General features: G+C 46.3%; 18 protein-coding genes. 5 read left to right on the top strand and 13 right to left on the bottom strand.

From position 1 onward, the window contains the following. Positions 1-109: 109 nt before the first annotated feature. From PAEAM_RS32205 to PAEAM_RS32100, 3 genes are all read right to left on the bottom strand, one after another. The gene (locus PAEAM_RS32205) at positions 110-421 is read right to left on the bottom strand and encodes a hypothetical protein (protein WP_017690878.1); all 312 of its coding nucleotides are present in this window, start codon (positions 419-421) and stop codon (positions 110-112) included. Positions 422-684: 263 nt separating this feature from the next. Next, on the bottom strand, positions 685-792 hold the full coding sequence (locus PAEAM_RS32105) for a hypothetical protein (protein ID WP_017690879.1): 108 nt from the start codon (positions 790-792) through the stop codon (positions 685-687). A 43-nt stretch (positions 793-835) separates the two neighbouring features. Then, positions 836-940 (bottom strand): hypothetical protein, encoded by a 105-nt coding sequence (locus tag PAEAM_RS32100; protein WP_017690880.1) that lies wholly within the window; start codon positions 938-940, stop codon positions 836-838. 444 nt (positions 941-1,384) lie between these two features. Between PAEAM_RS32100 and PAEAM_RS05725 the strand changes: the two genes are divergently transcribed. After that, entirely contained in the window at positions 1,385-2,509 is a 1,125-nt protein-coding gene (locus PAEAM_RS05725; protein ID WP_100526961.1) for a PsbP-related protein, read from the top strand. A gap of 181 nt (positions 2,510-2,690) precedes the next feature. On the opposite strand, the gene PAEAM_RS05720 is transcribed toward PAEAM_RS05725, so the two are convergent. Then, complete coding sequence (locus tag PAEAM_RS05720; RefSeq protein WP_017690882.1) at positions 2,691-3,017, bottom strand: MTH1187 family thiamine-binding protein; 327 nt, start codon at positions 3,015-3,017, stop codon at positions 2,691-2,693. A 773-nt stretch (positions 3,018-3,790) separates the two neighbouring features. On the opposite strand from PAEAM_RS05720, the gene PAEAM_RS05715 reads away from it, so the two are divergent. Then, the gene (locus tag PAEAM_RS05715) at positions 3,791-6,103 is read left to right on the top strand and encodes a ribonucleoside-diphosphate reductase subunit alpha (RefSeq protein ID WP_100526960.1); all 2,313 of its coding nucleotides are present in this window, start codon (positions 3,791-3,793) and stop codon (positions 6,101-6,103) included. 413 nt (positions 6,104-6,516) lie between these two features. Beyond that, entirely contained in the window at positions 6,517-7,548 is a 1,032-nt protein-coding gene (locus PAEAM_RS05710) for a ribonucleotide-diphosphate reductase subunit beta (protein WP_036607380.1), read from the top strand. Positions 7,549-7,660: 112 nt separating this feature from the next. Here PAEAM_RS05710 and PAEAM_RS05705 read toward each other — a convergent pair whose 3' ends face one another. Beyond that, positions 7,661-8,065, bottom strand: a complete 405-nt coding sequence (locus PAEAM_RS05705; RefSeq protein ID WP_051447033.1) for a toxin-antitoxin system TumE family protein — start codon at positions 8,063-8,065, stop codon at positions 7,661-7,663. Beyond that, entirely contained in the window at positions 8,040-8,747 is a 708-nt protein-coding gene (locus tag PAEAM_RS05700; RefSeq protein ID WP_100526959.1) for a MerR family transcriptional regulator, read from the bottom strand. The genes PAEAM_RS05705 and PAEAM_RS05700 overlap by 26 nt, the downstream gene beginning before the upstream one ends. A gap of 212 nt (positions 8,748-8,959) precedes the next feature. On the opposite strand from PAEAM_RS05700, the gene PAEAM_RS05695 reads away from it, so the two are divergent. Both PAEAM_RS05695 and PAEAM_RS05690 read left to right on the top strand, forming a co-directional pair. After that, positions 8,960-9,934 (top strand): SMI1/KNR4 family protein, encoded by a 975-nt coding sequence (locus PAEAM_RS05695; protein WP_100526958.1) that lies wholly within the window; start codon positions 8,960-8,962, stop codon positions 9,932-9,934. 21 nt (positions 9,935-9,955) lie between these two features. Further along, complete coding sequence (locus tag PAEAM_RS05690) at positions 9,956-10,990, top strand: phosphotransferase family protein (protein WP_100526957.1); 1,035 nt, start codon at positions 9,956-9,958, stop codon at positions 10,988-10,990. A gap of 128 nt (positions 10,991-11,118) precedes the next feature. Here PAEAM_RS05690 and PAEAM_RS05685 read toward each other — a convergent pair whose 3' ends face one another. The 7 genes from PAEAM_RS05685 to PAEAM_RS05655 form a co-directional block, all read right to left on the bottom strand. Beyond that, complete coding sequence (locus PAEAM_RS05685) at positions 11,119-12,930, bottom strand: S9 family peptidase (RefSeq protein ID WP_100526956.1); 1,812 nt, start codon at positions 12,928-12,930, stop codon at positions 11,119-11,121. A gap of 107 nt (positions 12,931-13,037) precedes the next feature. Further along, on the bottom strand, positions 13,038-13,844 hold the full coding sequence (locus tag PAEAM_RS05680; RefSeq protein ID WP_100526955.1) for a 4'-phosphopantetheinyl transferase family protein: 807 nt from the start codon (positions 13,842-13,844) through the stop codon (positions 13,038-13,040). Between the two features lie 30 nt (positions 13,845-13,874). Further along, positions 13,875-15,098: a M16 family metallopeptidase gene (locus tag PAEAM_RS05675; RefSeq protein WP_100526954.1), complete on the bottom strand. Its 1,224-nt coding sequence runs from the start codon at positions 15,096-15,098 to the stop codon at positions 13,875-13,877. Then, positions 15,091-16,398: a M16 family metallopeptidase gene (locus tag PAEAM_RS05670; protein ID WP_100526953.1), complete on the bottom strand. Its 1,308-nt coding sequence runs from the start codon at positions 16,396-16,398 to the stop codon at positions 15,091-15,093. Before PAEAM_RS05670 ends, PAEAM_RS05675 begins: the two co-directional genes overlap by 8 nt. A 25-nt stretch (positions 16,399-16,423) precedes the next feature. Next, a complete protein-coding gene (locus PAEAM_RS05665) occupies positions 16,424-17,401 on the bottom strand; it encodes an LpxL/LpxP family acyltransferase (RefSeq protein ID WP_100526952.1) in 978 nt (325 codons plus the stop codon). A gap of 2 nt (positions 17,402-17,403) precedes the next feature. After that, positions 17,404-18,585 (bottom strand): arginase family protein, encoded by a 1,182-nt coding sequence (locus PAEAM_RS05660; RefSeq protein WP_100526951.1) that lies wholly within the window; start codon positions 18,583-18,585, stop codon positions 17,404-17,406. Positions 18,586-18,612: 27 nt separating this feature from the next. Then, entirely contained in the window at positions 18,613-20,001 is a 1,389-nt protein-coding gene (locus PAEAM_RS05655) for an MATE family efflux transporter (protein WP_165789843.1), read from the bottom strand. Positions 20,002-20,007 lie beyond the last annotated feature (6 nt).

The raw sequence follows: 20,007 nt of genomic DNA, 5'->3' as shown, positions 1-20,007 counted from the left end.
GAATCATAGGTACGTTATGCCCCAACATGGAACTCAGACTTCGGAGTTTATTTAGAGCATCTATCACAACGATCCACGATCAGCAAAGTCCCCTTGCACTCACAAATCCTTAGATAAACATCGTTTTGGAGATGATGACCAGCAAGATGAACAGTACGAGGATCGTACCCATGGAACCCCAGCTTCCGCCGCCATGACCATAGGATACTCCACAACCCTGTTGATAACCGTGCATCATTGGAGCCTGATTGGCATGGTGTCCGTATCCATAGCCATATCCCATTGGCATTGTTCCACATCCATATCCATACCCATGCATTTCATGACCTGTGTATTGGTATCCTTGCATATGCTCATAACCTCCCATATGTCCGTATACGTGTCCCTGTCCGTTCGGTGAATTCGGTTTTACTTCGCTCATTGTTCATTCCTCCTTAACATTTGCCTACACCCCTAAGCTATGTATTCAGCCTACCTCTGGACCGGGCTATCGCCCTCATTTTGACAAAATGGGCGTTTAGCTAGGAGGTACCCTCCCCATTTTCGAAGCATACGCCATCATTCCATTTCTTGAATTCCACCAATTCTTCCGTTCAACCACAAGCTATCTTATCTTCCTGGCTCTCCACCATGCTTGTCCTCTAGAAAAAAAACCCCACCGGTTGCCCGGCAGAGCTCACCATATTATACCCAGAAAGATTTAGTGATGATTACGAGCAGAATGAACAGAACGAGGATTGCTCCAGTCGATGTCCATCCGCCGTATCCTACGCCTTCAACTACGTTGCTCATGCAGAACCCTCCTTTACAAATATATTAGGGTCCAAGCGGTTTATTAGATCAAGAATGCTTTAGAGATGATGACCAACAAGATAAAGAGAACCAAGATCGCGCCAGTCGATGTCCATGCGCCGCCGTATCCACCTACTACTCCACTCATGTAAACCCCTCCTTTGATTTGAGGTACAGTTCACTATATGCACCAATCACACATGGGACCGGGCTCAGGTCGAAAAATGGGCTGTTTTTTTCATCGACTATTCGCTAATTGCAACTACATAAAGGGTTAGTTCTTAAGTCGGAATGTTATGTTCAAATATGTTTAAGTCATAAATAAATCCCACGGTTATATCAACCAAATGTATGTACTATCGCTCAAAATGGATACCCATACGGTATATTATTAGCTTTTGACTTGTTAAATACAGATAAATTACCTTTTTAGTAATTATGAATACTGAAATCTTTATTTATGTTATTATTTTACTAATAAAGCAGAAAGGAGTTTCTATCCTCACCACCTAAACTAGATTATCCCAAACGAAATGATGACCTTAGAAAAAATCCCAACCGATGGGAAGCATATTAGGAGAAATTAGACATAATGAAGAAACTTATTACGATTTTGGCTTTAGCCACAATGCTTAATGCTTGTGGTAATTCAGAAACAAACACAACAACCAATAGCCAAACGTCCGAAGCATCCAAGGCAACTGAAACTGTCTCAACAGAAGCAAAAGCTACGAAATACACTACATATAGTGGAGAAGGATTTTCTTTTGCATATCCTGAATCCTGGAAAAGCGTAGATACAAGTCAAATGAATGCTCCATCCATTAAAGCTGCTTTTTCAGACCAATCTTCATCAGTCACATTTGCAGATAATATGAATCTGACGATTGAGGCCAGCTCAACCGGTTTAATTAATCCTGAAGAATACGCCAATAATATAGTGGATTATTACACACAAAGCGGTTCAAGCATCGGCATTTCCGATTATAAAAAAACCAGCTACACAAACAAGCCTTATAAAGAATATAGCGCTGGTGTCTTGGAAGGAGCCTATAAGCATTCCTCGGGTACAGATGTTATCCTTGTGCAGTATCTGATTCCGACCAATACAGAACTCTATACCATGACGTTAACCTACGCCAAGGATACTTATAATCAGGATGAGATCAAAGATATCCTTGATTCCCTAAGCATTACTACTTCTCTGGAGCAAACAGCACCAACTGCAACAACTGGAAATTCATCTGCCACAGCATCAGCTGCGGATTTCTTTAATGAGTTAACTCCGTACATTACAGAAGACACAGCCTTTATGGAGCAGGCATCTTATGATTTCTTTGGTAAACATAACGATGTATTCCCAGCCATTACGGCAGAACTAAGCAAAAAGGTACAGGGGCTCGTTGACTCCAATGTAACGACCCGTCATCTGAATAAAAATGTAGCCAACTATTACAATACTTTCGTACAAGTTAACGGGGAAGTCATTTCCGTTGAAGAAGATAGCTCTCTCGGAGCAACCTTCTCTATCGTTCATGTCATGGATGAGAACGGAAACGATATTATAGCGTTGTACCCTGCAACGACTGGAGATCTGCTTGACGGCGATTACGCTACTGTGATCGGTGCTCCAATTACCAACTTCTCTTTTGAAAATGTTGGGGGTGGTTACACCAACGCCACGTTGATTGGTGCATCATTGGTAGTTGCAGATTAATTAAAATGTTAAATGAGTATACAAAAAGACCAGCTTAATGAACGTTAAGCTGGTCTTTTTGTCTTTCAGTTTATAGATGCCAGAAATTCACATTAACTACACCGACAGACACAATCTAACCTTTAATTAATGACGTATAACATACCGAATAACCGTATATACGGATGTTTATACTAAACCATTAATTAGGTCTTGCCTGAAGTGACGTCAGTTTATCCTGAACCGATTGTAACTTCTGTATACTTGAGGCATCCGGTTTATCACGACGGTCGTCAATTTTGACGGATGTGGAAACACGCTGAGCTCCTGACAAAAACGGCGCTTCATGCAGAGCCGCAATTGCTGTAAAGATCTCGTTAAGCGGTCCCTCAATAATGGTGCTCATGGAAGTTAACTGATATGTAATGCCCCGTTGATGTTCCAATACCTTTTGCATGTCCGCCACATAACTGCTTAGACTGGTTGTACCCGTTCCGATTGGAATTACAGTCACTTCTGCTATTGCCATTTTGCTCCGCCTCCTCTGGGCCCCGTGAACAACCGCTGCCGCTGATTTTAGTCGATTTTTGACTATTTTTATTCTACCAGTTGAATGCGTTACAATTCAAACTGACGTGATGACGTCATTCAAATTGGCCAAAAATTTTTTTTGATAAATCTTCAAATCTTCCAGTCCTTTTCCTTTGCGGATTCCTGGCTTAAATGGTATACTCGGAATTACGTTTTACTGTATCGGCCCACTTTACAAACACAATATGTTGGGTTACAGTATGTTGACAGCTACAAAATGTAGTAACACTAGATTTCTCCGCTTCTATTAGTCACCTTCTGCATTCTCGCGAAAAACAGGATGAAATCACCTCCAAAGGCACGTCCCTGTAGGTGTAAATCGCTTTCTCGAAACAGAGTTGACATGGAGGTTAACGGGGCTGTTTGGACTGCATCCGGTATCCTCAAACTACAGGCACATCTGCAATAGACCAAAGCTTACATAAGCACCCTTTTCTGTCGATATCCAGAACTTCTAAGACAGTAAGGAAGCCAGAGCATCCATGGGCATTTTCAGCCGCGAGGCGGGAGAATGCTTTTTATATGAGCATGTTCTGAATTGTGCTGTTTTGTGCTCCTCAAGTTGAGCGATTTAAGACATGAACTTGTCACCGCCGTTTCAGTCTGCCAAAAGCAACCTTTACCTTTTTCTCATCGTAAGACAACACTCAATTCTTTATATAAAGAATTTCTCCAATTTATCTCTTTAACATGCGAAAGCGAGGAATATTCATGCCACAAGTTGTGACCAAGCCGAACAACCGCCAGCTTGCCTTTGATGATATGCGCATCTCGGTATATGCCGACCGTACTCTGGAAGGACTGGAAATGCTGGACAAGGAACGTCTGGTACGTGGGGTAAACAGCAAGCTCCGCCGTGATGAAGTTACCGGAGACGAAATCAGCAACGCTTTTATCATGAGCGCACTGGAATTGGTAACTAAAGAGGAGCCTAATTGGAAATTTGCAGCGGCACGCTCCCTGCTCACTTCCCTTTACAAAAAAGCGGCTACCAACCGCAGATACAAGTCTTACCCGGACGAGCCTTATGGCGCATTTCACCCTCTTCTTGTAGATCTCGTGAAGAAAGGTATCTACCGCGAAGAATTACTGGAATGTTACACCAAAGAACAGATCGACGAACTTGCTGAGTGCATTGACTACCGCAACGATCTGCTCTTCGATTATATCGGCTTGCTCACACTGGCAGAACGTTACCTCGCTCACGATTTTGACGGAAAAGTAATGGAATTGCCGCAAGAGCGTTACATGGTTATCGCCATGTTCCTAATGCACCAAGAGCCTGCCGAGAGACGTATGGATCTCGTCAAGGAAGCATACTGGGCCATGAGCAACATGTACATGACTGCAGCTACTCCTACGATGTCCAATGCAGGTAAAAAAGTAGCCGGTCAACTCTCCAGCTGCTTCATTGATACGGTGGACGACTCACTCGAAGGTATCTTCGATTCCAACACGGATGTAGCTCGTCTGAGCAAAATGGGTGGCGGCATCGGCGTTTACCTCGGCAAAGTCAGAGCTCGTGGTTCGGATATCCGTGGTCACCAAAATACAAGTTCCGGTGTAATCCCTTGGATTCGCCAACTAAACAATACAGCGGTCAGCGTAGACCAGCTCGGTACGCGTAAAGGTGCCATTGCCGTGTACCTGGACGTTTTCCATAAAGACATTCTGGCCTTCCTCGATCTGAAGCTGAACAACGGTGACGAGCGTATGCGTGCGCATGACGTATTCCACGGCATCTGTCTGCCTGACTTGTTCATGGAGCGGGTATCCACCCGTGGCGAATGGAGCCTGTTCTGTCCGCACGAAACGAAGAAAGTGATGGGCTGGAAGGACGAGAATGGTCGTGCACTCGGACTGGAAGATTTCTATGATGAGTCCTTTGGCGAAGGTGCGTTCCGTGATAAATACGAAGAAGCGGTGAATCACCCACTGCTGTCCCGGATTACAGTACAGGCGATTGACATCATGAAGCGTGTACTGAAATCCCAACTGGAGACAGGTACGCCATACATGTTCTACCGCGATACGGTTAACCGCTCGAATCCTAACCGTGCACACGGTATGGTATACTCCTCCAACCTGTGTACCGAAATTATGCAGAACCAGTCTGCCACTGTAATTGAAAAGGAAGAACTCGTAACCAAGGATGGACAAACTCGCATCGTGATTTCCAAAGTGCCTGGCGACTTTGTTGTCTGCAACCTGAACTCCATCCATCTGGCACGTGCTATACCTCATAATGTATTGGAGCGTCTCGTTCCAATTCAGGTGCGCATGCTGGACAACGTTATCGACATTAACAACATTGAAGTGTTGCAAGCCCAATATACCAACAGCCAATATCGCGCAGTCGGTCTGGGAACGTTTGGACTTCACCACCTGCTTGCTCTCGAAGGCATTCATTGGGAGTCTGAAGAAGCTGTAACGTATAACGATAATCTGTATGAAAAAATTAACTACCTGCTCGTGAAATCCAGTATGGAGCTGTCCAAAGAAAAAGGACATTATCCGAAATTCAAAGGTTCCGATTGGGAAAGTGGTCATTACTTCGACCAACGCGAGTACACATCAGGTGAGCGCGTAGGCGAGTTCGTGACAACCGAACAGTGGAAAGAACTGCAAGCCGAAGTACGACAAAACGGTGTACGTAATGCTTGGTTGTTCGCCATTGCACCTAACGGTTCCACGTCCATTATTGCCGGTTCAACGGCTAGTATTGATCCGCTCTATGAGCTGTTATCTTATGAAGAGAAAACAACTTACAAAATTGCCAATCCGGCTCCGGATCTGTCCGAAAAAACAAGCCCTTATTACCAAACAGCGTTCCAGGTGGACCAACATGCTTCCATTAATATGGCGGCTGCCCGTCAGCGCCACGTCGATCAGGGACAAAGTTTCAACTTCTATGTTCGACCAGATATTAAAGCAACAGAATTCCTGGAATTGCATCTGCACGCTTGGAGAGCCGGCATGAAATCAACCTATTATGTTCGTAGCCGGGCATTAACGATTGAATAATCTTGATTTTTACGCAAGTTACGTTTTATCCATGATAGAGAAGATTTACTAGATTCGAGGTGACCACCAGGGCATCCTGTTTTGATTGCAAAATGGCGTTGCCCTGGTTCTTTTTTACCTAAAACACGATCACAGCATCGTAAGATGTTGATATAGATGCCACATTATACAACCCTAATATATATAAAAGAATTAATGATTACACGATAACGAAGAGGACAGAACAAAGCTGAAGAAGCGGAGCTAAAAGCTTTCTGAAAGAAAGCTACTTCGGAAGCATACACTTCGCCTTTATCACCGGATTTTCCCCTTTAAAAGAGGGAATCAAAAAAATCAGGGGATAACAGCGATCGGAAGGTTGTTCTGTCATCGTAGTTATACAGTGTAAATTCATTCAAGGAGTGAACGGAACAATGCAAGTACAGAAAATTTTCAACACCGAAGCCCCTAACCAATCAACCCGTATTATTGAAGGTGAATGCTCCGGTATCCTGAACTGGAACGACATTCGCATGCCTCATATGTACAAATTGTACAAAGTACTGCTGCTCAACCACTGGATTGCAGACGAGATTCCAATGTCCAAAGATGCTTCCCAGTTTGCTCAACTGGATGAGGAAGAGCAACGTACGTTTAAAATCAACATCTCCCTGCTCGCGGTACTTGATTCCATGCAGACGATGTTTGTTGGTGACGTAAAACGTTACTTTACTGATTCTTCACTCGAAGCGATCTCGGCCATTATCGGACAACAGGAAGTCGTTCATAACCAATCCTACTCCTACGTCCTGTCTTCGATCGTATCTGATCGGGAGCAAAAGGAAATTTTTGAATACTGGAAACACGATCCAGTCCTGCTTGACCGTAACCGTTTCATCGCAGACATTTACCAAACATTCCGGGACGAGCCGTCTCCACAGACGTTCTTCCAGGCTATGGTCGCCGATCTGGTACTCGAAGGTATCTTCTTCTATAGTACGTTTGCCTTCTTCTACAACCTGGCCCGTGACCAGAAAATGATGGCAACCAGCCAGATGATCTCGTATATCCAGCGGGATGAAAACCAACACTGTTACTTCTTCGCCGAAGTGTACAAACAGTTGCTGGTAGACTTCCCTGAACTGAACACACCTGAGAACATGGACTACGTATACACAACCATCCATCGTGCTGTTGAGCTTGAAACCAACTGGGCACATTACACACTCAGCAACGTACGTGGTATTGACCTGAACGAGTTGGAAGATTACATCAAGTACATCGCCAACAAACGTCTGCGTCTGATGGGTATGGAGAAAGCATATGAAGGTGTGGATGTAAACTGCATGCCTTGGATCAAACCATTCTCCGATGAAGCATTGAATGCAACCAAAACAGACTTCTTCGAAGCTAAATCCCGTAACTACGGTAAAGTTGGCGACGATAATGGATTTGACGATTTGTAATAAAGAATAGATTATAAATAAAAACAACACTCCCTGAATGGTGGCTATCATGCCTAAGTTCAGGGAGTGTTGTTTAATTCGTATGTACAAACATCATATCAGCGTTGAACTATTATAATTTAATAGAGATATTTCTTAATCTAATAAATTCAAGAATCGTATATAATTCTTGAAATTTTTCATTATTCAATCTTCTTTCATTTGCCGTATGAATATGAAACGGGTCATACATCGTGATATTAGCAGGTGTTTCATCAGGATGATAATGAGCATGGAATTTCATAATCAACTCTTTTTGATCATCATACCAATCATACCAATATAACTCGATGAATCCCCCGTTTCGATCTATCTCCTCTACACAGTACATCTTCGATAAATCATTAAAGACAATTGTTTTACGAATAGTTCTAGCACTGCTTGGAAGACCCTGGGCACCATCTCGAATCTCCATAATAATATCTGAAAAATCATTCTCAATAAAACGAAAATTACTTTTCGGTATCTTTAAAGCCAAGACGCTGCCTCCCCAAATGGTGTTTCCAAACTTGTGCATCGGTTTCTTCTTCAGGTGTTAAGTTCAATTTAGTTCCGAGTGTCCGTTCGAATTCCCCTTTGTATTTATCTTCATATAAGGCAATTTGCCCTGTGTGGTAATCCAGGTCACTGACTCCTATTGTAGATTGGTGTTCTGCCTCTTCCTTTTTCCACATAGTCACAATCTCTTTAATCGTCGTTCTCTTACCTGATCCATACACATATGTAGTATTGTCTGGGATGAGATTATGTTTGTTGGACCCGGCTCTTTGAATTCCCATAAAACGGCCTTGATCAATCCAGTTAAAAATCGTCGTAATACTTACTCCAAAAAATACAGATAATTCTTTAGGAGTATAAGAACGTACAGCTTCAATAGAAGGAATACCACTGTCTGTAATTCCTGTCGGTACATCCACTGCTTGACTTAACGCATGTTTGAGAAGCGTAACATACTTTTCTCTAAAAATATCAGCATCTTCAAAGATAGATTCATCCAGGTTACGGACAAATTCAGCATTATTTTTGACTGCAAATGCCAGCACTTTGAACAGTAAAATGCTATTATCCGAATTACTTAAGCTCTGAACTAACTCAGAAGCAATCTCATCCGTGTTCTGACTAAATATATTCTTCTCAACTCTTGTGATTCCCATATCCATCTCACCTCACACTCCTAGTATAGGATAGTAAAGTTTAACTTTCAACATCATACTTAAACAAAGTTAAACATAACTTAAACTTTATAGATTAAACTTAAAGTATACTTAAACAGTATGCTACGAAGAGCTTGATTTATACATTCTCCAACCAACACATACTTATTATATAATGAAAGAGATTCATACCCCTCCTACGGAAGTGAGGCCTATTCATGGAAAGAGAACTGCTGGAACAAATCAACTTGTGGCATGAGCAGGACCAATTCAGTCTCATTATTGAACATATTGAACGAATCCCCGTCTCAGAGCGGGATTATGATCTGATTGGTCAACTCGCCAGAGCCTATAACAATGACGCACGCTACCGCGAAGCCGTTCAACATCTGTTGTCTGTCGAGGAGCAAGGGGCAAGCGACCCGCTCTGGCAATACCGTTTGGGTTATGCATACTGTCATATAGCGAGTTATGAACAGGCACTACTGGCTTTTGAGAGAGTGGACGAACTCTTGCCGCACGATGAATCTACCTTGGAATTCCTTCGTCAGGTCCGTCCCGAAGCGGACAAGATGCGTCGAGATCGCCAGCGTCATGAAGAGGAGCTTGCCGCATTCGAGCAGAGCGGTATACAGAACCATCTAAGAGCCGCTTCAGGGACTTATGATCCCGCAATGTTCTGGGTACAGAGTGATTATGCGCAGGACAATCATGTATCAGAACCTTTTGATGAAGAAGAGATTTTGACTATTGAGAAGGAATTGGGTTACAAGCTGCCCGCTTCCTATATTCAACTGATGAATACGCAAAACGGCGGTATCCCTGCGCTCACTGTATTTCCCACCAAAGAAGCGACTTCCTGGGCTGAGGATCACATTGCCATTTCAAGCATTATGGGAATTGGACACGATAAAATATACGCACTCGCTGGTGAGCTGGGAAGTCGGTTCATGATCGAAGATTGGGGATACCCCGACCTAGGGATTGTGATATGTGATTGTCCCTCCGCTGGTCATGATGTTGTTATGCTGGATTATCGATTCTGTGGTCCTGAAGGTGAACCCTGTGTCGTTCATGTGGATCAGGAAAATGATTATGAGATTACATATCTTGCGCCGAATTTTGAAGCTTTCATCCGTGGATTGGTCGATGAGGATACGTATGACCTATCTGACGAAGAGAATGAGGACTAAACCCCAGGAGGGTCCGGCCATATGACAACCCGTATATATTTTGGTTCCAATCAACTTGGCGAAGTGGCCGCAGTTTCATTGCAGGATGCGCTGAATGAGCTTGATCTGGGAACTCTTAAAGATTATCGACGAACAGATAAAGGTGTTATGGGTCAGACACTGCTCATTCGCTCTTCCCGTGGAGAGTATATTCTGAAAGGCAATCCTTTATATGCAGGACAGTTACAGGAAGAAAAGTTCTTTGTAGAACAACTGGCAAAACATACGTCCATTCCTGTCCCTGATCCATATTTATTACATGAAGATACCCATCTGCTAGGCTGGAGTTATGCCATAATGCCACGCCTGCCCGGGAATCACCTGTATGATCCAGCATTCCAGGCTTCACTGTCACAGCAAGATCAGGAAGAGATCGCCTGTATGTTTGCCCATACTTTGGCTGAACTGCACCGCTGGAAGGTGCCTGATGCCGGGGAATATGACCCTGTAGCGCAGCAGATTGTTTCCTTTGCAGGCGATTATCTGGACTGGTTGTACGGAACCATTCGTCACTGGTTACATGATGCTGAACAGTACTCGGTGATTACGGATGAAGATGTTCAGTGGGTGGACGAGCAATTCAAGAATGCTGAACCGGCATTTCGGTCCAGGGCTGTTCCGTGTTTTGTTATGGGAGACTTCAAGGTCGAGAATATTCTGATACAAAATCTGGACGACCGTTCTTCAGGGTGGCAGATTAGTGGTCTGTTCGATTTTACAACGGCCTATTTCGGAGACGGTACAGCCGACCTAACCAAAATATCCACCAGGTATGTTCGTGAGGGTCAACCAGAACTGGCCGCACAGTTCCTTCGCTGCTACCGGGATCTGGTCTGTGCAGCAGATGAGGAGAAATGCCAACACTTCCGCACACGTCTCCGCATGCATCTGCTCTATCAACGTATCTTGTGGTGGGGGGAAGCCAACGCCACAGGACAAGTGACTTGGGCAGCCGACCTGCCTTTTGCACAGTGGGCGCAGCAGTCCATTAATTCGATTGTCGCATTGTTAGATTAGTAGAATGTATCGTTCCATATATGTCGCCCAACATGCGGGCGCACGTATAAAACCGCCAGAGATCATCCTTGATCTTTGGCGGTTTTCCTCATCTCACTATATTTAAGTCAACGATGAAATCTCTCAACTTAAGCTTGTGCGACAGGTGACTCCTGATGTTTCTGCAAAAACTCCAGCATCCGGCGGTACACAAGAATCTCGTTTGTTTTCCTGGAGAAGCCATGACCTTCATCATCCAGAACGATGTATTCCACATCAATTCCCTTCGACTGGAGCGCAGCCACGATCTGATCGGATTCGGCCTTCACGACCCTTGGATCATTAGCACCCTGAATGACCAACATTGGGTTCACCATCTGATCGAGATACGTAATTGGTGAATCCTTCGTTAAACGTTCGCGGTCACGGACCGGATCACCCAGCCAGTTATCCATCATCGGTTTCCAGTCTTCCGGTACGGATTCCAGGAATGTGAACAAGTTACTTGGCCCAAAAATATCGACCGCTGCCCGAAACAGTTCCGGATGGCGACCTGCCAATAACAGGGTCATATATCCCCCATAACTTCCACCTACCACAAACAACCGCTCCGGCGAGGTGATTCCCTGATCAAACAACCAGTTGATCCCGGCAACACAGTCCAGCCTTGGACCCTCACCCCAATCACGCTCAACCAATTTGACGAATTCCGCACCATATCCGGTACTGCCCCGGAAGTTAGGTGCAAAAATATGATAGCCCTGAGCGAGCATCATCTGGAACATCGGCCGAAAAAACTTTGCTTCGGAAGATTGCGGCCCACCGTGTGGCCAAAATACGGTGTAGCCATTGGCTTGCTCTGGTTTTGCTTTGAACAAGAGAGCTTCAATCTCCAGTCCGTCGTAGGAGTTATACTGAATAACGTCAGGGTACACGAGATCACTTGGGTCCAGTCCGGTTACCCGATTGGCAGTCAGCGGCTCCCAGGACTCAGCACCTGCTATTTTGCGATAAATGTTATGCGGTTGGATCGCTCCACGTCCGAGGATATACACATTGCCAGCCTTTGTAACGTTCACCTGCTCTATCGTATCCAGCGGCATCTCTATGCGCCGAGGCTCATCGGCATTTTTGCCCAATACGTACATACGATTCTCCGGCCCTGTAAGTGTCCAGAAATATAAGGTCTCGGAAGCCTGATGCCAGCGGATAAACTCCACATCTTCCCCTTCGATTCTGCACAATAAGCGGAATTCACGGGTATCGATACGGTATTCAGCCACATAGGCGTATGCGGAGTCATCATTGGTAATGAACAGAAGACGATTATCATCTGCAAAAATCAGATCAGATACCTGACTATAACGTTCTGAGACTGGCAGAATCACCATTTCTTCATTGTTACGATACAGATGCGCCGTCTGATACGTATTGGAGTACATTTTTAAAATAACATAACTCTTCTCGTCAGGACTTACAGCAACCAGGCTGCTCGTAACCTCTTCTCCACTGTATAACAGTTCATCTTCCCCTGTCTCCAGATCGATGCGACGTGAATTCAGATAATTCGGATTACCCGCGCTGGTAACATAATAGAGACGCTGTCCATCCTCGGACAACTCAGCGAAATAACAGCGATCATTCGGTTCCGCCGGAACCACAGGCAGTGGAACACCACCCTCGGGTGGGAGTGCATATAGATGATAGTTCTCATCTCCATCCCGATCAAACGCGGTAAGAAGATGACGCCCCTGCGGGTCTGCTTTGATAAATTGACTGCTCTGATTCAAGTACGTTAAAGGATACGGGTATCCTCCAGGCAAATCCATCGCCCAAATATTCGGCTGACCGTTCAGATTGCTGTCCATGAACAAACGTTTCTCGTCTGCCGATACGGCAAAATGTGAAATACGGTACGTCTGAAAATATTGCTCGACATCCGGTTTAGGGAACTGAATCATGACAAACCTCCTTGGAATTGAACCAACGAATTTAACATTGGTAAATTAAGGTACCATTTGTCCATATTATAGGTAATGCCAATGTTTAGACAATAGATATGTAAGATTTAATTACCAATTCCCTCGTAGCTTTGTATATGATTATCCACATTCATCCAGCGTATCAGTGGTATCTCCCTCCCTGTCACGCATAATGATGCGGAGTAGCTTTTGCCCATTTTCAAAGACTGCAGCACATACTTCTGTCCGGCCCATTCCAGCAATTGCTCATGATTTCGTATCGCTTGTATCGTATTTAAATTTCTCCACTGTCCACATAAAGATTGACCTGAAGCCTTGATCCAGGCCTCCTTGCCTGTGAGGACTTTCCACAGCAGGGAAGAAGAATCCTCACCGGAACATATGGCTTCCAGCACATGATCCCGCTCTTCTTCCGTCAGGAAACGTTGGATGATGGCTTTCTCTCGCAGTAGTGGACGTACCCATTCCACATCCACGCCAAGCTCGTTGTTAGTGGATGTAACCGCCAGTACACATAGCCCATTCGTATGCGAAAGGCTGAATTGCGGGCCTCCCACGAGATAAGGCTTTCCGGAAGTGCCGTATTCAAATCGAATATCCCTTGCCTGAAGCTGCATGTACTGTGCCAGTACTCTTCGCAAGAAAACCCTTGAAATCATCCAGCAATGAGCCTGTAGCCGTGAGGTTGTGCTGATTCTGGCCATACGTTCATGTTCTTCTAAAGTCATTGCATCGGAGTCCATGGCAGCCGCTGTCTGCAGTTGATCCTCCCTTATGGGTAAAGTCTGTGTCCAAATGTGGACCTCCGGTTCTCCTGAAAATGGCGTAAACGTATCATTCCCTTGTTCCCTCATTGCCAGAAGGCTGCTGATTGTTCCGGTGCTGGAATCCATAAGGCCCTCCTCCCTATGCGGTGTTACATGCTAACGTATAACAACCATCCGCAGACGAGCAGACGTTGCAATAGTTCTGAGACCACTCCTAACCTCTTCTTCTGTCAATTCAAGTACATACGTGCCAAGCTGTATATAATCCAGTCCGATCACCTCATATTCGGAGACGTGCATACATCGCTGTTTTAACGAATCCATGTCTGCATAATACTTGCTTAACCACTTCATCCGTGCATAGTTCAAATTGGGTAGGGACAGCGTTCCGTTCTGAATATGCTCACACATCTCCTCAACCCGGTTATATAAAGAAACGGGATCTGCTGAATACCCACAAGCGTTCGAAAAGGCAAATTGCTTGCGATAATAGTGGTCCCATTCTGCACCCTTATGAAGCAGACCCAACTCCATACATTCCGCATGGAAATCCGAAGTTTCACCCAGTAAAGCTTCAATGCCGATCATGCAAGCGACTTGCTCTTTTAAATGCATCCCATCTTCGGCACGGAACCCATACCTTACAAGTGGCAAGGACAATCCGCATTCAATCTCCCGATATTGCTTATTGGAGTCCTCGCCCAAATAGTCGAGTGTAACTTCTGGCAGGTAGGCACCATTCAGTGGTTCCATCGCAGGGAATTTTTCCAGCATATCCGTAATGAACTCCGTTTCAACCGGACCGGCAACCGCTATCGCCATGCTCCCTGTGGCATAGTGAGTGTTGTAGGCATGCTTCAGCTCATCCGTTGTCATTTGGTACAGACTATCCGGTGTGCCTGCAACGTCCATCGTGATGGGATGATTGCTGCCATACATCATCTGAGTCAACTGCTGCAAAGCTCGCCAGGAGGGCTGGTCTGCATACATGGACAGCTCCTGATGAATGACGGACCGTTCCTGTTCCACATGCATCGGGGTGAAATATGGAGCAGCTAGCATGCCGGTGAACACCTCCAGACTTCGTTTCAAATCGCCTGTGCAGGCCATTTGATAAGTCGTTACATCGTAACGCGTCAATGCAGATGTCGAAGCTCCCAGAGTATGAAATAACGGCTTGACGGGCCGTTGATCCGGATTGTAGAACATCATATGCTCAAGGAAATGTGCTCTGCCAGGTAGGGCTCCATCATGGATTGAGCCATAGGACACGGACCACGAAACAAAAGTATGATGGAACTGGGGTTCGGGGAAAATGTGGACCGACAGACCATTGGATAAGCGCCTGCGGACAGGTGCGCTATTCACAATACTATTCATGAGTCACCTCCTGCACTGGTGCGGAATATTCACTCTCAGGATACAAAATCCAGGTGACAGCCTTTTTCATGCCAGAGGCTACCTCAGCCACTTGTTCCGCAGTAACGCAGGATATGGCTTCCAGGAATTGCGGAGTTGTCATCTGGACCCGGTTGAGCAATCGATCGATATGAAGGTTGACCACCTGCTCAGGCAGATCGTATCCCACTTGCACATAATGCATCACATTCTGAATAGCTCTATTCAGCTCCACTTCCTGAATGTCTCTCCTGCATATCCTCAGCCATTCAGCGTCTATCGCTTCAAGGACCTCTGTCACATATCCACTGTTTGTTCCCGTTGTCACATGAAGCATTCCCCGATAATCATCCAGCGTGCTGTAGATCTGATACACCCATTGCTTTCGTTCACGAAGCTCAGATTGAAGCCTGGAAGCTGGCGTTGCGCCAAACAGGGAATGAAAAAGAAACAGGGCAGGATAATCCGACGATCCATACGTCAACCCGGTGGTGAAGGTCACATTAATCTTGCATTGCTGAACATCCATCAGTTCAAGCATCATCTCGCCTTCCTCCCGGTGCTGAGTAGGCTGATCATGCCCGATCACAGATGGGATAGCTCTCCCCTCAGCTGTGACAAGCAATGGCACAAAGGTCTCCATGACCTGAGCTATCATCACATCCGATTGGAAATCACCGATCACATGAATGTGGAGCGGGCTGCAAAGCACCTCCCGGTACCATTGCTGCAGTTCACCATCACGCACACAATGTTGCAGTTGCTCCACATCGGCATCCCTGCTTCGTTCCGCATACCCAAGCCATTCCAGACTACGCCCCTGTACCACCTTGTCCCAATTGGAAACATCATAGCCAGCATGATGTTCTGCCCAAGCAAGTTCCTCCTGGATCTGCGCTTCATCAAAATCAAATCCGCCCTTAAGGCTCGGTTCGAACAGCAGGTCTGCGAGCAGCTTCAGCGCATCCAGCGTCCGTGCCTCGATCCCCGGCAGCAACCCTGCAGGGATACGCAACCGGATGGATGCGAGTTGAGTCTCCCCCTTCTGCTCCAATTCGCATCTTAGCTCATCGGCATACATGGACCATAGCTGCTGCTGTAGCTTTCTTTTGCCGAGTGAATCCTGCCTGAAAAGCAGCCGCACAATGACTGCAAATACAGCTGAGGGAATCCTTCCCTGTTCGTTAACGATACCCAGGTGGAGATAACAATTAGCGTATTGGCTTGTTGGCATCACATGGACCGATAGACGATTGTACTGCTCCGTAATGAAAGACTGCATCCTTGCCTCCCCCCCTATCTGACGGTTAACCCAAATTGTAGATCATGCCACTCGCGGTGTTCAGTCCAAGCTGACCGAATCCCTCCAGCGGCTTGGAGAACCAGTCCACCTGACTCTCAGCTTCCGCTGAATGAAGATTAGTCTCATCCTCTTTCCAGTGAATCACTTGCTGATGGTGACGGTCCCAGAATCTCCATAATGCAGGCTGCTTCAGCAGTTGATTGCGAAACGGCTCATATACACGTCCTGCTGATTCCTGAATATCCCCTTCTAATATGAAAGGCGGCAAGAAAACAATTTTGGAACGAAAATCTTCAGTCAATGTCATGAAATAGGGGCATACAGGCTTGCGTGTCTTGGCTAAAATACGAAAAATACCGCTCCTCGTCCGGATGCGTGAACTCAGGAAAGGAAGCTCCACTGCGCGATTATCCGCGTTGAACCCGGTCTGACCATCTACGAAAAGGTTGAATGAACCTCCCTTCCGCAAATGAGAATACAATCGTATGCCAATCATCTCATCCTCGGCATTCAACAGATCAGCACCTGCAAATTGACGTAGAGTATTCCAGGACGACAGCTTCTGCTCCTGCTCTACGGTACCTTGTTCAGCCACCAGATAGAAGGGTAATCCGGACTTCATGTGGCCTGCGCGAATCTCCTGTCCGATGGTGATCATATTATGCCTGACGAATCCATAATGCCAGGTCAACAAAGCCCCACCTTCCTGCAACGTCGCTTGCAAATGTTCAAGCCCCTCGACTTCATCCCAATCCATAAAGGAGTAAGGGGTTTTTTTGTGTTCATCAACCGTCCGCAAAAAAGCCAGATAATCCATCCAGATCGACTCCGGTGACGATTCCAGTTGAAGTGGTGCAAGCTCCTTAACAATATTCATTAGCGCATAGAAGAATCCAAGTCGAATTCCGTCTGTCTTTTCCCGATACAGCTCCTCCCTGACCTGTTCCCGATGTAACGTATATAATGTACGAAAATCCTTCATACTCACACCTCCTTTAAGCCCTTATTCATGGATGCTCCCGCTCCCGACAGCATCTCTTCTCTGGCTACTCTAATACTGGAAGAATTTTTAAACCGCCGACGATTCCGGTCGATGCCATCCACCATATAGGCCAACATCCGAAGCGCCAGCTCATATTGTCCGGGAATGTGCCGATCTGATTGCACACCCTGTCCCTCTACCATATCCATCCCTTGATAAGCTATCGGTACTTCCAGTGCTGCAGTAACGCAGTCTCGAATGTTCTGCCACGTCGGCCCTGCAGCAATTGGGAAATCAACAAAGGGGAAGCTACCCGGATCAAGGGAATCCAAGTCAAAAGTTAAATAAGCCGAGTCGACATCGTACTTCTGCCTTACCTCGTTCAGAACATGGCTCACCCTCTCGGGTGTCATATGCTCTGCTGATATTTGAATCAAGCCAGAATGGCTGTACATCTGATCTGCTGAGCGAAGACCACGCAGGCCGATCTGTACAACAGCAGCAACCGTACCCTGCTCTAGCAGATGTCTTACAAAATTGGAGTGACTGGGATGCTCCTGATGAATGGCATCGATACCGCAATCATGATGGGCATCGAACTGGACCAGCATCCTTCGACTGCCCAGGGCCTTTGCCATCATCTGAAGCACAGCATGCGTAATGGAATGGTCTCCACCAATGCAGCACAATAGTGCCTGTTGATCCAGCGCATGATCCAGTGCGGCCGCAAGTCCCTTTTGATAAGGAACAGCTGTATCTGCCTCCGCTTCATTCATAAGACAAGTACCCCAATCCTGCATGGCTACGCTCTCAAGCAATCGTCTCCCACTTCCAATATCGTACAAGCTCGAATTCCCGGACTCTTGTAACGATGGATAGATGACCTTTTTCCACGATTCTACGCGTAACGCATGCGCAAGTCCGGCAACGGAGGAGTTTAACATGCTTGTCCCACCAGAATGAGGGATACCCAAGATCCCCAGTTGAGGAGCCCCATGACCGATGAGAGGCTCATACAAAAAAAAAGGCGCTTCCGCAGGTTCCACCCCCGGCAGATCCGGGGGGCGTTGTGGCTCCAGCTCTTTCGCAGGTTCCAGCTCATAAAACTGGCTGAACGTTTCATCCGCAGCGATCCACGCATCTGCAATGCGACGTACCAGATAAGCAGGTTCTGATGTTGTCATGCAAAAACCTCCCGTACGTAGTTAGAGTCAAGTCTGTGTGGAATAGCTCTTATTCGGCAACGTCGCTTCACCTTCTGTACTGATGTCCTTATCCGCAGACGACTCTACATATTCCCGCTTCAGCATTCGCATGAAAGGCAGGAAGAACGACGACATGCCGACCACATTCATGCCAGCAATCACCGCATAGAAGTAAGTAACCTCATTGAAAGTCCGAGTCAGTCCCCAGCCAAGTGCGATAATAATCAGAAAATATACCGCATTCAGGAGTATGGCCTGATATCCGCGCCCGCTCTGTTCCATCGTCAGCAGGGTAGTCATCATGGGACCCATGCCAATATAGGAAAGAGCCACGATGGACAGATACCGTGCTGCTTCTGCTCGGGTTGCCGCGTCTTCGATTAGGAATGCGATAAGCGGATCTCGCCAGATCCAGACGGCAACGGCAATGATTACGTATAGAGCAAAGGATTGCAGCAGACCTTGGCGATAGCTTGCATAGGCCCTTGGCCGGTGTGGTGACTGCAAATTATGATTGATGATAATGCCGATGGCCGATCCAATCACGATACCCGGCAGGATCGCCATCGTCTGAATTCGATAACCAACGCCAAAGCCAGCAACCGCCCCTTCGCCAAAGTGACTGACAATTTTATTGAAAAAAAATGTACTCAGAAAAATCATGCAGTACGAGATGAACACAGGAATACCGACATGCCTGAGGGCCATCAGATGTTTTTGGGCAAAAGCAAAGCGTTCAAAAATCATTTCCCGACGAATGAACAGAATCAGCAGGGAGATGGCCAAGGACAGGACGGAAGTGATCAGGTTGGCATAGATGATGCCCTTCAGATCCAACCCGAAGACCGACACAAATGTATACACAAGAGCAATGTTTAGCATCGCCATCCCAACCGCGTTCCACGACGCTGCCTGTGCCCGGCCCAGCCCTCGTAACGCCGCACTGGTCACCGCCGCCAGGACAGCCGGGATGCTCACTGCCATCATGCCCCCTACGTACAGCGTAAACATGGGCCCAATGTCGGCAGGCACACGGTAAAACCATGAAAGCACAGGGGTCATTAACATCACAATTCCCCCGGTCAGAATGGCAAGCAGCATTGCACTGCCCATCATGTGCACGAATAGCTGGGTAAATGCACGAGAGCCCCCGGCACGACTGCGCGCTACCGCGACCTGAACAGACAGTTGCATCGCTTCGATGATGGCAATCATGACGAATGAGACAGGAATATACAATGAGAGCACATATAATACATTTTGACTCGTATGACCCAAGAAAAATACATTGGCCAGTTGTGTAATCACGTTAACCAGAGAAGCGAGCAGCATCGGAACGGCCGTACGGAATAACAAACGATGGATCGAGCCGGCCGTATAATCGATCCCCTGCATGGGGTT

The sequence above is a fragment of the Paenibacillus sp. GM1FR genome (assembly GCF_002803315.1).
In the GTDB taxonomy this organism is placed as follows: Bacteria; Bacillota; Bacilli; order Paenibacillales; family Paenibacillaceae; genus Paenibacillus; species Paenibacillus amylolyticus.
Note: the sequence above shows the minus strand (reverse complement) of the source record. Positions and strands in the feature narration are given on the sequence as shown.

Bases quoted from the DNA above. Each gene is read 5' to 3' on its own strand.
- PAEAM_RS32205 (WP_017690878.1), bottom strand. From the start codon at position 421: ATGAGCGAAGTAAAACCGAATTCACCGAACGGACAGGGACACGTATAC.
- PAEAM_RS32105 (WP_017690879.1), bottom strand. From the start codon at position 792: ATGAGCAACGTAGTTGAAGGCGTAGGATACGGCGGATGGACATCGACT.
- PAEAM_RS32100 (WP_017690880.1), bottom strand. From the start codon at position 940: ATGAGTGGAGTAGTAGGTGGATACGGCGGCGCATGGACATCGACTGGC.
- PAEAM_RS05725 (WP_100526961.1), top strand. From the start codon at position 1,385: ATGAAGAAACTTATTACGATTTTGGCTTTAGCCACAATGCTTAATGCT.
- PAEAM_RS05720 (WP_017690882.1), bottom strand. From the start codon at position 3,017: ATGGCAATAGCAGAAGTGACTGTAATTCCAATCGGAACGGGTACAACC.
- PAEAM_RS05715 (WP_100526960.1), top strand. From the start codon at position 3,791: ATGCCACAAGTTGTGACCAAGCCGAACAACCGCCAGCTTGCCTTTGAT.
- PAEAM_RS05710 (WP_036607380.1), top strand. From the start codon at position 6,517: ATGCAAGTACAGAAAATTTTCAACACCGAAGCCCCTAACCAATCAACC.
- PAEAM_RS05700 (WP_100526959.1), bottom strand. From the start codon at position 8,747: ATGGATATGGGAATCACAAGAGTTGAGAAGAATATATTTAGTCAGAAC.
- PAEAM_RS05695 (WP_100526958.1), top strand. From the start codon at position 8,960: ATGGAAAGAGAACTGCTGGAACAAATCAACTTGTGGCATGAGCAGGAC.
- PAEAM_RS05690 (WP_100526957.1), top strand. From the start codon at position 9,956: ATGACAACCCGTATATATTTTGGTTCCAATCAACTTGGCGAAGTGGCC.
- PAEAM_RS05685 (WP_100526956.1), bottom strand. From the start codon at position 12,930: ATGATTCAGTTCCCTAAACCGGATGTCGAGCAATATTTTCAGACGTAC.
- PAEAM_RS05680 (WP_100526955.1), bottom strand. From the start codon at position 13,844: ATGGATTCCAGCACCGGAACAATCAGCAGCCTTCTGGCAATGAGGGAA.
- PAEAM_RS05675 (WP_100526954.1), bottom strand. From the start codon at position 15,098: ATGAATAGTATTGTGAATAGCGCACCTGTCCGCAGGCGCTTATCCAAT.
- PAEAM_RS05670 (WP_100526953.1), bottom strand. From the start codon at position 16,398: ATGCAGTCTTTCATTACGGAGCAGTACAATCGTCTATCGGTCCATGTG.
- PAEAM_RS05665 (WP_100526952.1), bottom strand. From the start codon at position 17,401: ATGAAGGATTTTCGTACATTATATACGTTACATCGGGAACAGGTCAGG.
- PAEAM_RS05660 (WP_100526951.1), bottom strand. From the start codon at position 18,585: ATGACAACATCAGAACCTGCTTATCTGGTACGTCGCATTGCAGATGCG.
- PAEAM_RS05655 (WP_165789843.1), bottom strand. From the start codon at position 20,001: ATGCAGGGGATCGATTATACGGCCGGCTCGATCCATCGTTTGTTATTC.